Origin of the sequence: Halobacillus aidingensis (genome assembly GCF_900104185.1) — a bacterium.
GTDB lineage: Bacteria > Bacillota > Bacilli > Bacillales > Halobacillaceae > Halobacillus > Halobacillus aidingensis.
In genome coordinates this window covers 102,471-117,655 of record NZ_FNIZ01000006.1, presented here as the reverse complement: position 1 = coordinate 117,655, position 15,185 = coordinate 102,471, and the positions used below count along the sequence as shown (strand labels likewise).

Here is a 15,185-nt window from a genome sequence, read left to right as displayed (position 1 = left end):
CAATCAGTTAAAAAAGAAAGGCGGTGCGGACGCTGTCTAATGGATGGCGGGACGCAGCCGAACGGTAATTTTGTTATGAGTGTATTCATCCAAGTCGTATTGCCGGTTATTCTGATCTTCGGAGCCGGCTTTACCATACAAAAAATCGCTAAATTAGATGTGAAATCTGTATCGACGATCGCGCTGTATGTGATGCTGCCCTGTTTGGTTTTCCAAACATTTTACGAAGCGGATTTGAATGGAGAATATTTGATGATGCTTGTCTTCTCCGGACTGTTGCTTTTCAGCATTCTTGGGATCAACAAGATTGTCAGTAAGGTGAAAAACTACGATCAGAGCATGGAGAGCGGGTTGATTTTATCGACGGCGTTCATGAATTCCGGGAACTACGGCGTACCAATCATTCTGTTTGCTTTCGGTGAAGAAGGCTTTGTTTACTCCGTTTCCTTTATGGTCCTTCAGGCGATCATTATGAACTTTTTCGGCGTGTACTATGCGGCTAAAGGTACATCTGGATTGAAAATGGCGTTGCTTTCTGTTTTGAAAATGCCGCCGACGTATGCAGTACTTGTGGCACTTCCGATGAACCTTGGGGGAGTGCCTGTGCCTGAGAACCTCATGAACAGCATCGACTTGCTTGCAGCCGCGACGGTTCCGATGGTGATGGTCGTACTCGGCATGCAGCTCGCAGGAATTCCATTGAGAAACCTGGAATGGCCGAAAGTTTCCTATGCAACGACTCTTCGTCTTGTTGGTTCACCACTCATCGCCTTCGTTTTGACATTAGTGTTGCCGATGAGTGACATGATGGCCGCCGTGCTGATTGTTTCTGCTGCAATGCCATCGGCTGCAACGACGACGATTTATGCTGTTCAGTTCAACTCGAAGCCTGACCTTGTTTCAAGCATCACTTTAGTGACGACGTTATTCAGTATCGTCACCATTCCTATACTATTGAACCTATTCATTTAAAGGAGGAGTAAAGAAATGAGCGAAAAAGTATCCAAAGATGTGAAGGTACACATGAAAGAAACCCAAACAATTATGGAGCTGTCCCAGATCATCCAGAGCTACGATTCAGAAATCATTCTGAAGAAAGTGGTCCAGGGAAGCGTGCATGAAGCTAACCTGAAAAGCTTCTTAGGTTTGATTAACTTGAGGCTACAAGAAGGCGACGAAATCGAAGTCACCTGCATCGGCCCCGACGCCACCCAAGCCCTAGAAGAAGTTGAAACCTTCCTTCAGCCTTAATTGGGATAGTATGTAAGACCTGGTCACCCATTACTTGGGTGACCAGGTCTTACTTTATTTGCCAGTTGAACAAAAAACTCATACTGCTTCACGTCTTGGAAATAAGACAGAATGGTTGAGGTTGTAACGAACTCGGAGTAATAAGGGGTGGGGGATAAGTAGTGAGCGTAACTGCTCCACTTGTAGTCTTCAGGCTGGAAGGTGATGAGTGCCCGGCAAGGATTCAAGTGAATGTAGCGGCTGACTTGAAGCACGGCGTTCACATCATTTTCAAGTTTCGCTTTATAGGGGCCTTCGAAAAGATGACCGACATAGCCATATTTCTTGTTGAAGTACATCGCGTATTGGGAGTGGAGATCTTTCATGAAGGTACCTGGTGGAAGTTCGATTGTTTCGATGAGAAGGTGTACGTGGTTGGACATGAGGCAAAAAGAGTGGAGGTGGAACGGATGGGAAAGCTTAGCTTCCTGCAAGAGTGTTAAATACTTATACCTGTCCTTCTCATCATAAAAAATATCTGCTTTTCGGTTTCCTCTGGCCGTAATATGGTACCAGGCCTTCGGAAACCATCGACGTTTACGCATAACATCAATCCTTCCTCATTCAAATTCACACCTCTCCTTTATTCGACAAAAGCACTTAAACTCCTGCACCATTTCCAAATATTGTTGTACCAGGTATTACAATTTCTGGTGGACCAGGTCATACAAATAATTCCATTTATAATTCCACTTTGATTCCAAATTTAATGCGGCAATAAAAAAGATCCGTCGTTTTAGACGGATCTTTTTTATGTGGAGCTTTGTTTTTTCTTTTCTTTCCAGAACATGTAGAGGTTCAGGCATAGAAACGCGACACTGAAGATGGCGCTGAACGTCGACATTTCGATGGCGTTCGTGAACCATCCCAGAATTAAATAAATGAGAAAAAATCCGGCAAAACCGAGATAAAGCATCGTCTCTTCCTTTCCATAAAACGTCGCTTCCATTATAACATTCTATGGAACGTGGAGGAAAATCACGATCATTCCGGTGGATACATGTGAAAACGGTAGACGGTGAATTCATTGCCAGCTTCGATGCTGTAGGACTGAATGGGGAGGTGGGCAAATAATGTGCCGTCGGTTTGTTCGATGGAGATGTCGAGTACAAGTTCTCGATCTTCTAACAGGGGCAGAGGAAAAGGGTTGACGATTTCAACCATCCATTCGTAAGCCAAACGCTCGAGGAACGCATGGGTGAATGTTGTAGGCGCATCATCGAGCCAAATATTCGCAAGAGGAAACAAGGATCGGGACGTTTGTTCCAAAGAGGATTCCTCCGTTTTTCTTAAGTTAATAGTACTTTCCCTTTTCATTCCACTAATAAACCATTGGATATTTTCCTTTTAATTTGTTTCCGGGCTCTTTTAATAGTAGAAGGACTTTTACCAGATAAGCGAGCAATTTCTGCCACGGTATAACCGATATAGGTTTGCTCAAAAATAATTTGTTCATTAAGGGTGAGAGATGAGTAATGCTGGATGTCAAAAAGGAGAAGAGGTTCTTTCAGAGGGTCTTTCTCTAGAGGTTTTTGTTGGATGGAGAAGAAATGGACGGCTTCCCTGTCGCGACGGTTTTTTCGGTTCTCCGTTTGGAAATGCCTGTACAGGGTTTGAAAGAAAAAGGTGGAGAATTTGCTTCGTTCGGGGTCATACTTTTCCACACATCGCGCGTAAATGAGGTAGCTTTCCTGCTGGCAGTCTTCATAGGGCTCAGGGAGTTTCCAACGACGCAGGCAGGAATGGATAAGACGTTGATATTCATGGAATTCGAGGATAGAATCTTTCATGACACACTCCTTTCTATATATCTATTATCCTGTATTTCCCAATGAATGGGAAGCGAAAATCAATTTTTCCCTAGAGAAAAATTGAAAAATTTGCAAAATCATGACACCAAAACCCTTTTTTCTATCGATTATAGTATGAAGGATTATTTAGGAGGGTGTGTCGTGGTCACAGATGAAATGTTTGAAAGACTAGTATCAGAAAGTGAAGATTTGATCCATTACCATATTCATAAGCTGAACATCTGGGACAGAAATGGAGACTTTTATGCCGAAGGTCTTTTTGCTTTATGGAATGCCTACCGTACATACGACCCAGAAGCGGGAACATTGAAGTCATACATGCACTGGAAAGTCCGCAACGCCTTGATTGATAAAATTCGCAAAGACTCAAGAACGTATGAACAGGAAGAAGAGATCGCCGAGCAGATGGTGCAGGAAGGGCGCGATACATGGGAAGACGAGATTACGGATGAACTTCTATGGAAACAGGTGAAGGCGAGCCTCACACCTAACCAGTGGAAGTGGGTGTATCACTATATCATCATGGACCGTTCCATTGCGCAAATTGCCCATTTGGAAAAAGTAACCCCGGACGCCGTGAAAAACTGGGGCAGACACGCAAGGAAAAAACTGAAGGAACTTGGAACGAACATGTAAAAAGCCCCGGAGAAGGCCCCGAGACTTTGCGCTTATCTATTAATAGTTATGTTAATTTTGCTCAGTCCCAAGGCGCGTGCCGCTTTAATCATGCGGGCAGCTTCTTGCTCTGCATCCTGGATATGGACGTCATTTCTGGATATGCTCAGCGTCGTCCCGCCAGACAACATAGTCGCATCCTCTGATGTATTTTGATCTTCTTTAATAGACAAAAACGATTGTGGTTGTTCTTCAATCATATCTTCCTGACGCATACGATTGACGCGTCCGCGAATCTTACGACCGTGATACACGACGCTCGCATACGGGCATCCTGTCTCAGCAGCGATTTCTCGGTAGTTTTTATCTGTCTCGCCGATCAGACGCTTTACTTCGCTGAGGTCATAGTCGTACTGCTTACTCTTCTTCGCCATTTCGAATCCCCCTTTTTATTTTCTAGTAACATTGTATACAAATTTCACTCATAATAATAGTAGGAGTTAGTAATTCTTTAAATCTTTTAAATTTACTTACAGTTGTTGTAAACTATTAGGTATGTCAAAAGAAATGATAATAGAAAGTGTGACTTATTTTGTTTAAGAGAGTTATTTATAGTTTATTACCCCTGGGTGTAATGGGGTTGATTTTTTTCTTTTCTTCCCAACCTTATGAACAACAAGACCTACGTCCAACAATGAATTTTTATATGAATTTGGACCTATTAAAACCATTTCTGTCTCTGATTGAATTTACCTATTACGGGGAGACGATCAATATAGAAAACCGTGGAGTCGATGGAATGCTTGAGTTTCTCATTCGGAAAGTCGCCCACTTGGCCGTATTTTTCCTCCTCATGGTCACAACATTTCTCGCTTTTCATCACAACACTAATTGGAGATTTAATAGAAAGGTGATCGTTTCTTACATAATCACCGTTCTCTATGCTTGTTTTGACGAGTTTCACCAGTCGCTCACGCCAAACCGCACACCCTATGTTGGGGATGTGGTGTTGGATAGTGTAGGTGGTTTGATCGGGGTCTGCTTGATTCTTTTCTTTTTCTTAAGAAAAAGGAATCTTAAACGTTAATGCTGGATGTTCGTTCTGATATATAGCGCGCCAAAGGGAGAAGGGAGGCCAGATCGCGCCAAAGGGAAGCCGGATCGCGCCAAAGGGAGCGCAGGTCGCACCAAAAATCACGATCCACAGAAATGGGGAACCTTTGAAAAGAAAGCAAAAAAGAGAACCAGCGGATGATCCAGCTGGTTCTCTTTGCTATTTTTCAGGAGCTAATACGAATGTTTCCGCACCACTCAGATTCACTTGGAGCGGTTCAACTTGATAATCTTCCAGAGCCAATTCAAGCCGTTTTCGTTTACCTTCATCCCATACATCAAAAAGGGCGACGGTGGTCGGTCCTGCCCCACTGATGTAGTGGCCGAGCGATTGTTCTTTTTCCAGGATCTCTTTAAAAGAAGAAAAGCCGGGGATGAGAACCTGCCGGTAAGGCTGATGCCAGCGGTCGCTCTGCATCATTTTGCCGGCAAGCGCCCAATTTTTCGTAGCTAATGCGGCGACGAGGACATTGGCGCTCCCGCTATTGTTGACCGCCTGTTTGTAGTCCATTTCCACAGGCAGCAATCCACGGGCTTTTTCTGTTTCTAAATGATAGTCCGGAATGATCGCGAGCCAGGTCAAATCATCCATTCCTTCTGTAAAATGGACATAATCCAAATGCTCGCCATCGTAATTGGACACCATGATTCCACCAAAGATCGCTGGCCCTACATTGTCGGGGTGGCCCTCGATTTCGCAGGCGATTTTGAACTTCTCATAACGGCTCAAGCCGAGCCCGAGGAGATGATCGGCCAGTTCAATGCCTCCGACGACGGCGGTCGATGAGCTGCCGAGGCCGCGGGCGATCGGCACATCATTCGTTAGCTCTACATGGGTCGAAGGAAGCTCTTCATAACCCATGGCTTCTGCTGTGAATAACGCCGTTTTATAAATCAGGTTGCTTTTACCCGAAGGAATGTAGGGCTGGTCTTCTTCAGGAACGGAAAAAAACCACTCATCGGCCGGCTGACAGTCAAGCGTCACGTATTTTGATAGGGCAATGCCGACAGAATCAAATCCCGGGCCAAGGTTTGCGGATGTCGCAGGCACTCGGATTTGAAACCGGCTCATGATTGGACACCTGTCACTGCAGAAGCGAAAATGTTGTAGTCATTTTCAATGAGCGTCGGTTTGACCGGACTCTGTTCCATCGCTGTGGTTGGATCCTTCAACCCGTTCCCTGTTAACACATGAACGATTTTAGAACCTTGTGGAATCGTGCCGTCTTTCACTTTTTTGATCATACCTGCGATGGAAGCACAGGAGGCCGGCTCAGCGAACACGCCCTCTTTTTCCGCTAAATATTGATAGGCTTCAACGATTTCTTCGTCCGTGACTTCATCAATCAGACCATTCGATTCATCGCGTGCGCTCAATGCTTTATCCCAGCTTGCCGGGTTACCGATCCGGATCGCTGTCGCCAGTGTTTCCGGATCTTCGATGATCTGGTTACGTACAATCGCTGCAGAACCGCTCGCCTCAAAGCCCATCATCTGTGGCAGACCGGAACCATGTCGCTCATTGTATTCTTTGAACCCTTTCCAGTACGCTGTAATGTTGCCGGCATTACCAACCGGGATGCTTAATATATCCGGTGCAGAGCCAAGAGCATCACAGACTTCGAATGCGGCCGTTTTCTGACCTTCGATGCGGTAAGGGTTCACAGAGTTCACGAGTGTAACAGGTTCATTCTCCGCCATTTTCCGGACCATACGAAGAGCGTCATCAAAGTTCCCTTTGATTGCAAAAATTTCCGCGCCGTACATGACAGCCTGCGCCAGTTTTCCTTCTGCGATTTTCCCATCAGGAATGACAACGATGCAGCGCAGCCCTGCCCGGGCGGCAAACGCAGCAGCCGAAGCGGAAGTGTTCCCTGTTGAAGCACAAATGACAGCCTCTGAACCTTCCTCGATCGCTTTTGCCATCGCCATCACCATACCGCGGTCCTTGAAGGAGCCTGTCGGGTTCGCTCCTTCAATTTTTACATAGCCTTCAATTCCAAGGTCCTGCGAGATGGACGGAATCGGAAGGAGAGGAGTATTCCCCTCATGCAACGTCAGCTTTGGTGTTTTTTCGGAAACGGGTAAAAACTCTCCATACTCATGAATCAATCCACGCCACATGTCAGTTTCCTCCTTCTACACGGAATATGCTGTCGATGCTTCTTACAGAATCGAGCGACTCTATGTCCTGAATCGCTTTTTCAAAATCTTCCTCACTCACCTGATGAGTCACCATCATCAATTCACGTTCACCTTCCTGGTCGGTGGAACGCTGGGTGAACTGATCGAAGGAGAGGTCATATTGAGCGAAAATGTTCGTCAAGTCGTTCAGCATTCCAGCTTTGTCATCGACGTGAAGACGGATATACTTCTTCGTCAGCTGATCTTTTTTCGCTTTAACCTGCTTCGGAAATTGCGGCTGTACATACGCCGTACCTGTCGTACCAAGGCGAATGTTTTTCAGAACAGCAATCAGGTCAGCAACAACGGCTGTAGCTGTCGGCAGCTTCCCTGCGCCTGGTCCATAAAACATCGTTTCGCCAACAGCATCTCCATAAACGTAAACCGCATTGAATTCATCGTTAACAGCAGATAATGGATGCTCGAGTGGAAGCAGTGTCGGTTCAACGCTGACAGAAACTCCGTTGTGGTTATTTTCCGCAATTCCGATGAGCTTGATGCGATACCCCAGCTCTTCCGCGTAGGTAATATCATCAGAAGAAATGCCACGGATTCCTTTGATATCCACATCTTCTAAACTATAAGGCATAGAAAAACCTAAGATTGATAGAATTGTCATCTTTCTAGCCGCATCCAGACCGTCCACATCAGCTGTCGGATCTGCCTCTGCGAAACCTAGGTCCTGCGCTTCCTTCAAGACGCTGTCAAAATCAACGCCGTCCTGCGCCATCTTCGTCATGATGTAGTTTGTCGTCCCGTTGACGATTCCCATCATCTTTGTAATACGATCGGAGGACAAGCCATCCATGATCGAACGGATGATCGGAATGCCACCGGCCACACTCGCTTCATAATACAAGTCGCAATTATGCTTCTGGCAAGCTTCGAAAAGTTGCTCTCCGTGCTGGGCGACAAGATCCTTGTTCGCCGTTACGATATGTTTCCCGTGTTCAATCGCTTCTAATAATATAGTAAGCGTGTGATCGATCCCACCCATCACCTCTACGATGACATCAATCTCCGGATCTCTCGTAATATCCTGGTACTGATCCGTCAACTGGGTCTCAGCCGGAACCTCGCGGGGCTTAGACATGTCACTGACGAGCACAGACTTAATCGTGACATCACACCCTGTCTTATGTTCAATGCGTTCTTTATGATCGCGGAGGATCTCAATCACTCCACTTCCGACCGTTCCAAGTCCTAGTAGTCCTACGGTAATGGCTTTATTCATCGTTCACACTCCTTGTCTACTTGAAATAAACATTATTCTTTGTATAAAGGACATTGTAACGGAAAGGAAATTGAAGCACAAGACCGAATTATCCGACGATTTTAATATCCAGATATTGTATGACCTGGTACACCAATAAATGGAAGTCAAACTTCCCATTATAGACACTTTTTATAGTGAGCAGGTCATACATATTATGGAAGGTAGATTAAAGGAATTTACAGAACATTTACAATTAGTTAATAAAAAGCTGAAAAAAGAGTTTTATGGCTACTTTTATTCAAAGAAACTAAATTCTGAATATATATTAAGGGGGAAAATACATTTTTTTAGAATAATTTATTGTAAATTTTGTAAGGTCGAAAACAGAAGAAGATTAGGATATATTGACTATTCATGCAAGGTACTTTATAACTAATATGAAAATATATTCCAGGAGGTGGAAAGTATGAAATATGGTGAACCCCCGATGCTGCCAATTTCATTAATGCTTTACGATCGTTACATTAATGATCTTGTACAGAAATGGGGTGTATATACGAGAAAAGATGAATTTATTCGAGAAGGCATGAGGACGGCCTATCGAGTACACAAAGAAAAAGAAAATGTTTGTAATCAAGATACGATGCATATGGAAGTTTGTGGTGAAATCCACAAATCCCTACTTAATTTTTTCCCCTCAGATTAAAATCACACATGGAGCAGGAAAGGAAGAAGGCCGCTAGCCTACCTCAGCGACCTTCTTTTTTTTATGGAAATGATAGGGAGACCAGGTCATACAAATATTACCATCAACAATTCGTATAATAGAATCCCCATAAACAGGCCTTATTCTATTGATGGTAATAAAAGGTGTACCAGGTCATACATATATTTCCATAAGAGAACCCTCCTACTAAAATGTTACAATAATAGGAGCGGTTACATAGTTTATTAGCGTCTCGGTGTAAAAGGTTAAGAAAATGAAAAGATTTCTATCTAAATGCGCCGAAAAAACAGGAATTCCACCAAATAGTGGCGAATGAAAAGAACTAGAGAAGAACGAGTAGGAATCCTATGTCGGGCTGGGCTGATTCACCTGTCACTAGACGAATTTCCGCTCTTAGAAAATGACTTCCCTAAATAGTTAATGAAAAATAATCACGAAGGAGTGTTGTGCATGTGGAAAAATGATTACAACCGTTGGAAAGAATTTACCGAACTTGATGCCGATCTTGCATCAAATCTAGAAGAACTAACATCAGATGAGCAATCTTTGGAAGATGCTTTCTACAAGAACCTGGAATTCGGGACAGGTGGAATGCGCGGAAAGCTCGGACCAGGAACAAACCGCATGAACATCTACACGGTGAGAAAAGCAGCCGAGGGTCTGGCTACGTATGTCAACGATCAGGGCTTGTCCAACAGGGGCGTAGCGATCGCTTATGACTCTCGATATATGTCCAAGGAGTTTGCTGTTGAAACCGCTCGTGTCCTTGGTCACCACGGCATTCCTTCTTACGTATTCACGTCCTTAAGACCGACACCGGAATTATCTTTCGCTGTCCGTCATTTGAACGCTGCGGCAGGCGTTGTCGTAACGGCAAGCCACAACCCTCCGGAATACAATGGTTTCAAAGCCTACAACGAGGACGGCGGTCAACTTCCTCCTGAGCAGGCGGAAATCATGATTGATTTTGTAAACAAAGTGGAAAACGAATTGAAAGTCGAAGCAGCTGATCAGCAGGAGCTTGAAGAAAAAGGACTGCTTCGCTGGATTGATGATGAAGTTGATGCGGCTTATCTGGAAGCACTGAAAGGTGTAACCGTCCAGCCGGATATCAAAAAGGACCTATCCCTCGTGTTCACACCACTGCACGGAACCGCTCGTGATCTTGTGGAAAAAGGACTGGAGCAAAGTGGATTCACGTCTATTCATATCGTAGAAGAACAAGCGAAGCCGGATCCTGAATTTTCTACCGTCGCATCTCCGAACCCTGAGGAACATCAGGCTTTCGAAATGGCGATTGAACAAGGGAAAGCCATCGGTGCTGACTTATTGATGGCGACAGATCCTGATGCCGACCGCCTTGGGATTGCTGTTCCGAACGAAAAAGGCGAATATGTCGTCCTTACAGGTAACCAGACTGGAGCGCTTTTACTGGATTACATCCTCGGTCAATCCGAACAATTGCCGAAAAACGGTCTCCTGATCAAGACGATTGTAACGTCTGAATTCGGTCGGGTCATCTCAAACTCTTACGGCATCCGTTCCCTCGATACATTGACAGGCTTCAAGTTCATCGGTGAAAAGATCCGTGAATACGAACAGACAGGCGAGCACACGTTCATGTTCGGTTATGAGGAAAGCTACGGGTATCTCGTCAAAGACTTTGCCCGTGATAAAGACGCCGTCCAGGCTGCTGTCCTTGCAGCAGAAGTTGGTGCGCACTGGAAGAATCAAGGCAAAACGTTGCTGGACGCTCTTGATGAGTTGTATGAAAAGCACGGCTACTTCCTGGAAGACCTTCAATCCATGAAGCTCGAAGGGAAATCAGGGACTGAACAAATCCAGGCTATCATGGATGACTTCCGTAACGCTGAAATCAAACAAGCGGGTGGAAAGAAAGTCGTTGCCATCGAAGATTACGCGACGACCATTCGTAAACATGTACAGGACGGAACGGAAGAGGAAATCGATCTTCCGACATCCAATGTCGTCAAGTTCATCCTCGAAGACGATTGCTGGTTCTGTTTACGCCCATCAGGCACAGAACCGAAGATCAAGTTTTATTACGGTGTGAAGTCCGGGACTAGAAAAGAAAGTGAAGAACTACTGGCCGCAGTGAAAGCAACTGTTAACGAACGCTTGCATGCGCTCATCTAAATCATTAATCCTCGATTCCGTTTCCCGCGGAATCGAGTTTTTTTTATTATGGATTTACGTTAAGTCGTTATGAACCTACGTTAGGGCGCTATGCTCCTCAGTTAGGTCGTTATCCCCCAGCGTTAAGTCGCTATTCCGCTTCGTTAGGTCGTTATCCATCATCCTTAAGTCACTATGCACCCACCCGCCAACACCATCCTCAAAACAAACGAACACCCACAGCCCATTCCATATAAATCGCTTTCATTTTGTTGACAAATACGCGATAATAGAATAAAATACTGAAAATTCAGATTTAACGAAAAAGGGGTGGGCCCATGTTGAACATAAAAATGCTTAAACCATACTATGTTAAAGAAGACAAACGCTTCATTCGAGTCGTTCTAGCCTACCAGTACTTTTCGCTATTTATTGACAACGAGTTGTATCAGTTCATCCCAATGGAATCAAGAGAAATTATAATCGACCGCAATCGTCAACGGGTGCATAACGTTTTCGATATATTCGTCTTCCAGCGAGGCAAGAAAATGGTTTATGTTTCTGTCTCCGATTTACTCCAACTGCCTGAATTTATCAAGCACCTTCATTCGATTGTGTCGCCGTATTATGAAGAGGGGATCGAAATCAGTCAGCAATCATCTAAAGAAGTGAAGGAAATCATCCGTGAATTAGAAAAAAACAACCTTCGACGCCTCATCGACAAGGCGATCGATCAAAATGATGAAGACGCCTTCCGTCTTCTCACTGAAAAATGGAATAACATGTACACGTAAAAGTACCCAGGTATGACGGCTCTCATACCTGGGCATTTTTACAGAAACTCTATTCTACATAATACTACAATAAATTTATAGAAAAATCAGAAAACTATCTGAAATTTGTGATAAAAAAGTGAATAATGTTAAATTTCCATCTATACCCATCTATTATAATAGTAATTAATAAAACGATTAGCGAGAGCACGGAGCTCATGTGAATAAAGATTACGATCGTTCATGAAGCTCACCTCATCAGATCTAACCAGTATAGGGGGAGGTTGTCCGGATGGAGACGATGCGTAGAGAGTGTAAGTTGGATGACGAGTGGGTTACACTTTTAAAGGAAGCGAAAGCGCTGGGATTAAGTACGGAAGAGGTTAAACGCTTTTTACAAAAGAATCAAAAACAAAAGAAGACGGTTTGACACCCTTTACTTGAAAGGGTGTTCTTTTTTTGACATGATAGAAGTAATGAGTATTATGACGCAGTGAGGGGTCTATCATGACGAAATATGAAATTATAAATTTATTAAAGGATTGTTCCATCGCTCTAAACACCCCGGTTTTGTTAATTAACGACCGTAACAAATTGTCCTACCATTTTCCTGACAGCTTTCAAAAACCACCGTCCGTGCTAAGAGACTTACATAGAAGTTATATTAATGAGAGCAGAAAACGTCCATACACCATTCAGATGTTTACAGACCCTTATGACCAACATCTTTTTTTATATCCTATAAAGATGGAAGGAAAAGAATATGTGTTAGGTGTAGGTCCATTTTTGCAACAGGATGTATCAAGAAAACATGTGAAGATGAGTCTTGTCATGAATGATCTTGATGCGACTTACGAAGAACAGTTCGTTCAATATTACCAACAGCTTCCTATATTGAATCAAGTTCAGATTCAGTCGGTTAAACGGTTGCTTAACCAACTATTTCCGAAAAAAGAAAAGAAAGTAAGGTATGCACTAGAGGAAGAAAAATCCGCAGCCAATATCAAACTTTTACACAGTCGCTTCACTCATACCCTGAAATCATCGCATCGAAACAACATTTTATTGATCTCTTTAAAAAAGGGGATGCACGAGCTTTGGAAGAGTATCAGGCGCACAGAGAAAAAGCTCTCATCAACCCTGACGTGCGAACGATGAAGAATCATATCATCCGTCTTGTATCGGAGTTAGGTTACATATGCATTGAAAAAGGATCCCAACAGGATGAAATCACTTCCCTTTGTGACTTCTATATCAATTTCTTAGAGTCAAAGGCTTTGGTGGAAGACTTGAAATCTCTCGAACTGAACATTCTGCAATCATTTTTAGATCGGATTAAAAAGGTAGATGAACAGCCTTTCCATTCGCCACTTGTCGAACGAGCCCAGAAATATATTTTTCAGAATTTGACGAAGGAGCTCACACTGAAGAGCATCGCAGAAACGTTGAAAGTAAATCCCAACTACTTGTCAGGGGTGTTTACGAAAGAGAAAGGGGTGTCCATCACTCATTTCATTAACCAGCAGCGAATTAAGGAAGCGAAAGAGCTCCTCTTAATCACCCAGCACTCGTTGATGGATATTAGTACGTTACTCGGATACAACAGCCAAAGCTACTTCACGAGAGTTTTTAAAAGTATAGAGGGCATCGGTCCCAAAGAGTTCAGACGAAAATATCAAATGGAAAAGGGGTAAACAGCCAGGGAAAGTTATCCTGGCTGTTTTTTTGTTCTCAAAAAAGAAATGAAAATAGAGGATATCCATGATATCAGTAGTATTTTGTTTATAAAACGTAGATAGTAAACAAATTCCAGTGTTTCTTTTTAAGAACTGAAATATTATAATATTCTTTATAGAGAACACGAGAATGGAAGATCAATTTCAAAGAAGGTGAGGGAACATGGATGATGTCTATTGGGGAGAAAATCCGTGTGCTGCGTGTAGGAAAAGGGCTGTCTGTCAACGAATTTGCGAAAAAGTCCGGTGTTTCTAAGTCGTACATTAGTAATATTGAGCGAGACGTACAAAAAAATCCATCATTGATTATCATGGGAAAGCTAGCAAAGACACTAGATGTTCCATTAGAAGAATTACTGACACATAAGTACGGTGAAGACGACAAAACGAAAGTGAAATGAGGCTTGAATGAAAGGAGAAAAGGTTTGGGGAATGATGAAAATCGAATAGATAACGAGTGGCTGGATCTAATTAAAGAAGCCAAAGAACTGGGGCTCTCCATAAATGACATCAAAGGTTTTCTGCAAAACAAAAAATACTAAGAGCTTCTTAAAAAGGTACGGGAGGAGGAGCATGTGTGAAAAATAAAACGATATTTAAGCGTGAAGCCACCTTTAAAAATAGGATTAATCTTCCCATTCCTCCCATCCCACTAAAAACGGAAGAAAGCATCCGTTTAGATGGTGTGGTCGATCAGTATTCGCAACTATACCTGAAACATGGATGGTCTTTATTGTGTTCAAACAATGATGTTTTTGCGAATCACCATGAACGAGGCATTGAGAATGAATTTATGTTAAGCATTGCAGGAGATGAGTCTCCCTTATCTTATGTACAAGCAACGATTTGTTACCATCACCTGTTAGAGTATAGTGATCAAAGAACGGATGTCATATCACAGGCGATCATTGATGATGATTATGTTCGTCAATTGGATTTACTAGGAAAGTGGAAGTTAAAAAAGGTGAACAGAAGTTTCAATCCCATCTTCTTTTATGATTCCTTCATGCACCCTGCGGTCATCTTCTTCACTTACCATGTAGAAGGCTTGGAGGTCATCCAAAAACATGTGCACAGGTTTGACGTTGGAGGGAGTTATAAGCTCAGGACACTCCGGAGAACATGGGCTACCGTTTCTTAAATAGAGCGTCGAACGTCTCCTGTAAAATGTTATGAATGATGGAAGCTTAGTTCAACCAGATTATTTTGGGCTAGGCTTTTTAATTGTTTCATTCACGGGAGGTTGGAATTTTCATAAATTAATAATAAAATGCTTTTAATTATCTAAAAATTAAGCTATTATTATATGAGCGTTTGTTATTTAGACATATTTCCCAGGAAATAAATAGATTTTTGAAACCTTTTAACAGATGGAGTCGTCTAATATCGTAAATACATAGACAGCCGTCAGAAAAAGTCGTTTAAAGACGAAGGTTTAAGTAAATATAAGAGATTAAGAGAAAAGAAAAGGTGGGTAGCATGGATAATTTACAGGAAGTGTTACAGAACATTATTCAAAGAACAGAAAATGCTGAATTGCTATCGTCTAGAGAAGTTATTGATCAATTAATAGAGCAGCTTCAA

The 15,185-nt window shown here is 43.0% G+C and carries 21 protein-coding genes; 13 read left to right on the top strand and 8 right to left on the bottom strand.

Annotated elements, in window-relative coordinates:
• Positions 1 to 75: 75 nt before the first annotated feature.
• Together BLS23_RS07805 and BLS23_RS07800 are read left to right on the top strand one after the other, a co-directional pair.
• On the top strand, positions 76 to 972 hold the full coding sequence (locus BLS23_RS07805) for an AEC family transporter (protein WP_089652073.1): 897 nt from the start codon (positions 76 to 78) through the stop codon (positions 970 to 972).
• Positions 973 to 987: 15 nt separating this feature from the next.
• A complete protein-coding gene (locus BLS23_RS07800; RefSeq protein ID WP_089651986.1) occupies positions 988 to 1,251 on the top strand; it encodes an HPr family phosphocarrier protein in 264 nt (87 codons plus the stop codon).
• A 23-nt stretch (positions 1,252 to 1,274) separates the two neighbouring features.
• On the opposite strand, the gene BLS23_RS07795 is transcribed toward BLS23_RS07800, so the two are convergent.
• The 4 genes from BLS23_RS07795 to BLS23_RS07780 form a co-directional block, all read right to left on the bottom strand.
• The gene (locus BLS23_RS07795) at positions 1,275 to 1,835 is read right to left on the bottom strand and encodes a transposase (protein ID WP_089651985.1); all 561 of its coding nucleotides are present in this window, start codon (positions 1,833 to 1,835) and stop codon (positions 1,275 to 1,277) included.
• 206 nt (positions 1,836 to 2,041) lie between these two features.
• Entirely contained in the window at positions 2,042 to 2,239 is a 198-nt protein-coding gene (locus tag BLS23_RS07790; RefSeq protein WP_089651984.1) for a hypothetical protein, read from the bottom strand.
• 35 nt (positions 2,240 to 2,274) lie between these two features.
• Complete coding sequence (locus BLS23_RS07785; protein WP_089652072.1) at positions 2,275 to 2,559, bottom strand: hypothetical protein; 285 nt, start codon at positions 2,557 to 2,559, stop codon at positions 2,275 to 2,277.
• A 44-nt stretch (positions 2,560 to 2,603) separates the two neighbouring features.
• Complete coding sequence (locus tag BLS23_RS07780; RefSeq protein WP_089651983.1) at positions 2,604 to 3,080, bottom strand: sigma-70 family RNA polymerase sigma factor; 477 nt, start codon at positions 3,078 to 3,080, stop codon at positions 2,604 to 2,606.
• 162 nt (positions 3,081 to 3,242) lie between these two features.
• Between BLS23_RS07780 and BLS23_RS07775 the strand changes: the two genes are divergently transcribed.
• Positions 3,243 to 3,737, top strand: a complete 495-nt coding sequence (locus BLS23_RS07775; protein ID WP_244157118.1) for a sigma-70 family RNA polymerase sigma factor — start codon at positions 3,243 to 3,245, stop codon at positions 3,735 to 3,737.
• Positions 3,738 to 3,769: 32 nt separating this feature from the next.
• On the opposite strand, the gene BLS23_RS07770 is transcribed toward BLS23_RS07775, so the two are convergent.
• Complete coding sequence (locus BLS23_RS07770; RefSeq protein ID WP_089651982.1) at positions 3,770 to 4,150, bottom strand: hypothetical protein; 381 nt, start codon at positions 4,148 to 4,150, stop codon at positions 3,770 to 3,772.
• A gap of 200 nt (positions 4,151 to 4,350) precedes the next feature.
• Between BLS23_RS07770 and BLS23_RS07765 the strand changes: the two genes are divergently transcribed.
• Complete coding sequence (locus tag BLS23_RS07765) at positions 4,351 to 4,803, top strand: VanZ family protein (protein WP_089651981.1); 453 nt, start codon at positions 4,351 to 4,353, stop codon at positions 4,801 to 4,803.
• Positions 4,804 to 4,989: 186 nt separating this feature from the next.
• Here the strand turns inward: BLS23_RS07765 and thrB are convergent, their stop codons facing one another.
• From thrB to BLS23_RS07750, 3 genes are read right to left on the bottom strand one after another with little or no spacing between them, the layout of a single operon-like run.
• Complete coding sequence (gene thrB, locus BLS23_RS07760; protein WP_089651980.1) at positions 4,990 to 5,901, bottom strand: homoserine kinase; 912 nt, start codon at positions 5,899 to 5,901, stop codon at positions 4,990 to 4,992.
• Positions 5,898 to 6,953, bottom strand: coding sequence for a threonine synthase (gene thrC / locus BLS23_RS07755; protein WP_089651979.1), 1,056 nt, complete (start codon positions 6,951 to 6,953; stop codon positions 5,898 to 5,900). Before thrC ends, thrB begins: the two co-directional genes overlap by 4 nt.
• A 1-nt stretch (position 6,954) precedes the next feature.
• Positions 6,955 to 8,247, bottom strand: coding sequence for a homoserine dehydrogenase (locus BLS23_RS07750; RefSeq protein WP_089651978.1), 1,293 nt, complete (start codon positions 8,245 to 8,247; stop codon positions 6,955 to 6,957).
• 448 nt (positions 8,248 to 8,695) lie between these two features.
• Between BLS23_RS07750 and BLS23_RS07745 the strand changes: the two genes are divergently transcribed.
• The 9 genes from BLS23_RS07745 (at position 8,696) to BLS23_RS07705 (ending at position 14,742) form a co-directional block, all read left to right on the top strand.
• On the top strand, positions 8,696 to 8,935 hold the full coding sequence (locus BLS23_RS07745; protein ID WP_089651977.1) for a hypothetical protein: 240 nt from the start codon (positions 8,696 to 8,698) through the stop codon (positions 8,933 to 8,935).
• A 471-nt stretch (positions 8,936 to 9,406) separates the two neighbouring features.
• Complete coding sequence (locus tag BLS23_RS07740; RefSeq protein WP_089651976.1) at positions 9,407 to 11,113, top strand: phospho-sugar mutase; 1,707 nt, start codon at positions 9,407 to 9,409, stop codon at positions 11,111 to 11,113.
• A gap of 317 nt (positions 11,114 to 11,430) precedes the next feature.
• Positions 11,431 to 11,886 (top strand): IDEAL domain-containing protein, encoded by a 456-nt coding sequence (locus BLS23_RS07735; RefSeq protein ID WP_089651975.1) that lies wholly within the window; start codon positions 11,431 to 11,433, stop codon positions 11,884 to 11,886.
• 271 nt (positions 11,887 to 12,157) lie between these two features.
• Positions 12,158 to 12,295 (top strand): anti-repressor SinI family protein, encoded by a 138-nt coding sequence (locus BLS23_RS07730; protein WP_089651974.1) that lies wholly within the window; start codon positions 12,158 to 12,160, stop codon positions 12,293 to 12,295.
• A gap of 77 nt (positions 12,296 to 12,372) precedes the next feature.
• Positions 12,373 to 13,023 carry a hypothetical protein gene (locus BLS23_RS07725; RefSeq protein ID WP_089651973.1) on the top strand — a complete coding sequence of 217 codons (651 nt, stop codon included), beginning with the start codon at positions 12,373 to 12,375 and terminating at the stop codon, positions 13,021 to 13,023.
• On the top strand, positions 12,963 to 13,559 hold the full coding sequence (locus BLS23_RS07720; RefSeq protein WP_089651972.1) for a helix-turn-helix domain-containing protein: 597 nt from the start codon (positions 12,963 to 12,965) through the stop codon (positions 13,557 to 13,559). Before BLS23_RS07725 ends, BLS23_RS07720 begins: the two co-directional genes overlap by 61 nt.
• Before the next feature lie 209 nt (positions 13,560 to 13,768).
• Positions 13,769 to 14,002 carry a helix-turn-helix domain-containing protein gene (locus BLS23_RS07715; RefSeq protein ID WP_089651971.1) on the top strand — a complete coding sequence of 78 codons (234 nt, stop codon included), beginning with the start codon at positions 13,769 to 13,771 and terminating at the stop codon, positions 14,000 to 14,002.
• A 24-nt stretch (positions 14,003 to 14,026) separates the two neighbouring features.
• The gene (locus BLS23_RS07710) at positions 14,027 to 14,143 is read left to right on the top strand and encodes an anti-repressor SinI family protein (protein WP_115823905.1); all 117 of its coding nucleotides are present in this window, start codon (positions 14,027 to 14,029) and stop codon (positions 14,141 to 14,143) included.
• 35 nt (positions 14,144 to 14,178) lie between these two features.
• Positions 14,179 to 14,742: a hypothetical protein gene (locus BLS23_RS07705; protein ID WP_089651969.1), complete on the top strand. Its 564-nt coding sequence runs from the start codon at positions 14,179 to 14,181 to the stop codon at positions 14,740 to 14,742.
• Positions 14,743 to 15,185 lie beyond the last annotated feature (443 nt).

Coding starts and splice junctions, on each gene's coding strand:
- BLS23_RS07805 (WP_089652073.1), top strand. CDS start 76: ATGAGTGTATTCATCCAAGTCGTATTGCCGGTTATTCTGATCTTCGGA.
- BLS23_RS07800 (WP_089651986.1), top strand. CDS start 988: ATGAGCGAAAAAGTATCCAAAGATGTGAAGGTACACATGAAAGAAACC.
- BLS23_RS07795 (WP_089651985.1), bottom strand. CDS start 1,835: ATGCGTAAACGTCGATGGTTTCCGAAGGCCTGGTACCATATTACGGCC.
- BLS23_RS07790 (WP_089651984.1), bottom strand. CDS start 2,239: ATGGAAGCGACGTTTTATGGAAAGGAAGAGACGATGCTTTATCTCGGT.
- BLS23_RS07780 (WP_089651983.1), bottom strand. CDS start 3,080: ATGAAAGATTCTATCCTCGAATTCCATGAATATCAACGTCTTATCCAT.
- BLS23_RS07770 (WP_089651982.1), bottom strand. CDS start 4,150: ATGGCGAAGAAGAGTAAGCAGTACGACTATGACCTCAGCGAAGTAAAG.
- BLS23_RS07765 (WP_089651981.1), top strand. CDS start 4,351: ATGGGGTTGATTTTTTTCTTTTCTTCCCAACCTTATGAACAACAAGAC.
- thrB (WP_089651980.1), bottom strand. CDS start 5,901: ATGAGCCGGTTTCAAATCCGAGTGCCTGCGACATCCGCAAACCTTGGC.
- thrC (WP_089651979.1), bottom strand. CDS start 6,953: ATGTGGCGTGGATTGATTCATGAGTATGGAGAGTTTTTACCCGTTTCC.
- BLS23_RS07750 (WP_089651978.1), bottom strand. CDS start 8,247: ATGAATAAAGCCATTACCGTAGGACTACTAGGACTTGGAACGGTCGGA.
- BLS23_RS07745 (WP_089651977.1), top strand. CDS start 8,696: ATGAAATATGGTGAACCCCCGATGCTGCCAATTTCATTAATGCTTTAC.
- BLS23_RS07740 (WP_089651976.1), top strand. CDS start 9,407: ATGTGGAAAAATGATTACAACCGTTGGAAAGAATTTACCGAACTTGAT.
- BLS23_RS07735 (WP_089651975.1), top strand. CDS start 11,431: ATGTTGAACATAAAAATGCTTAAACCATACTATGTTAAAGAAGACAAA.
- BLS23_RS07730 (WP_089651974.1), top strand. CDS start 12,158: ATGGAGACGATGCGTAGAGAGTGTAAGTTGGATGACGAGTGGGTTACA.
- BLS23_RS07725 (WP_089651973.1), top strand. CDS start 12,373: ATGACGAAATATGAAATTATAAATTTATTAAAGGATTGTTCCATCGCT.
- BLS23_RS07715 (WP_089651971.1), top strand. CDS start 13,769: ATGATGTCTATTGGGGAGAAAATCCGTGTGCTGCGTGTAGGAAAAGGG.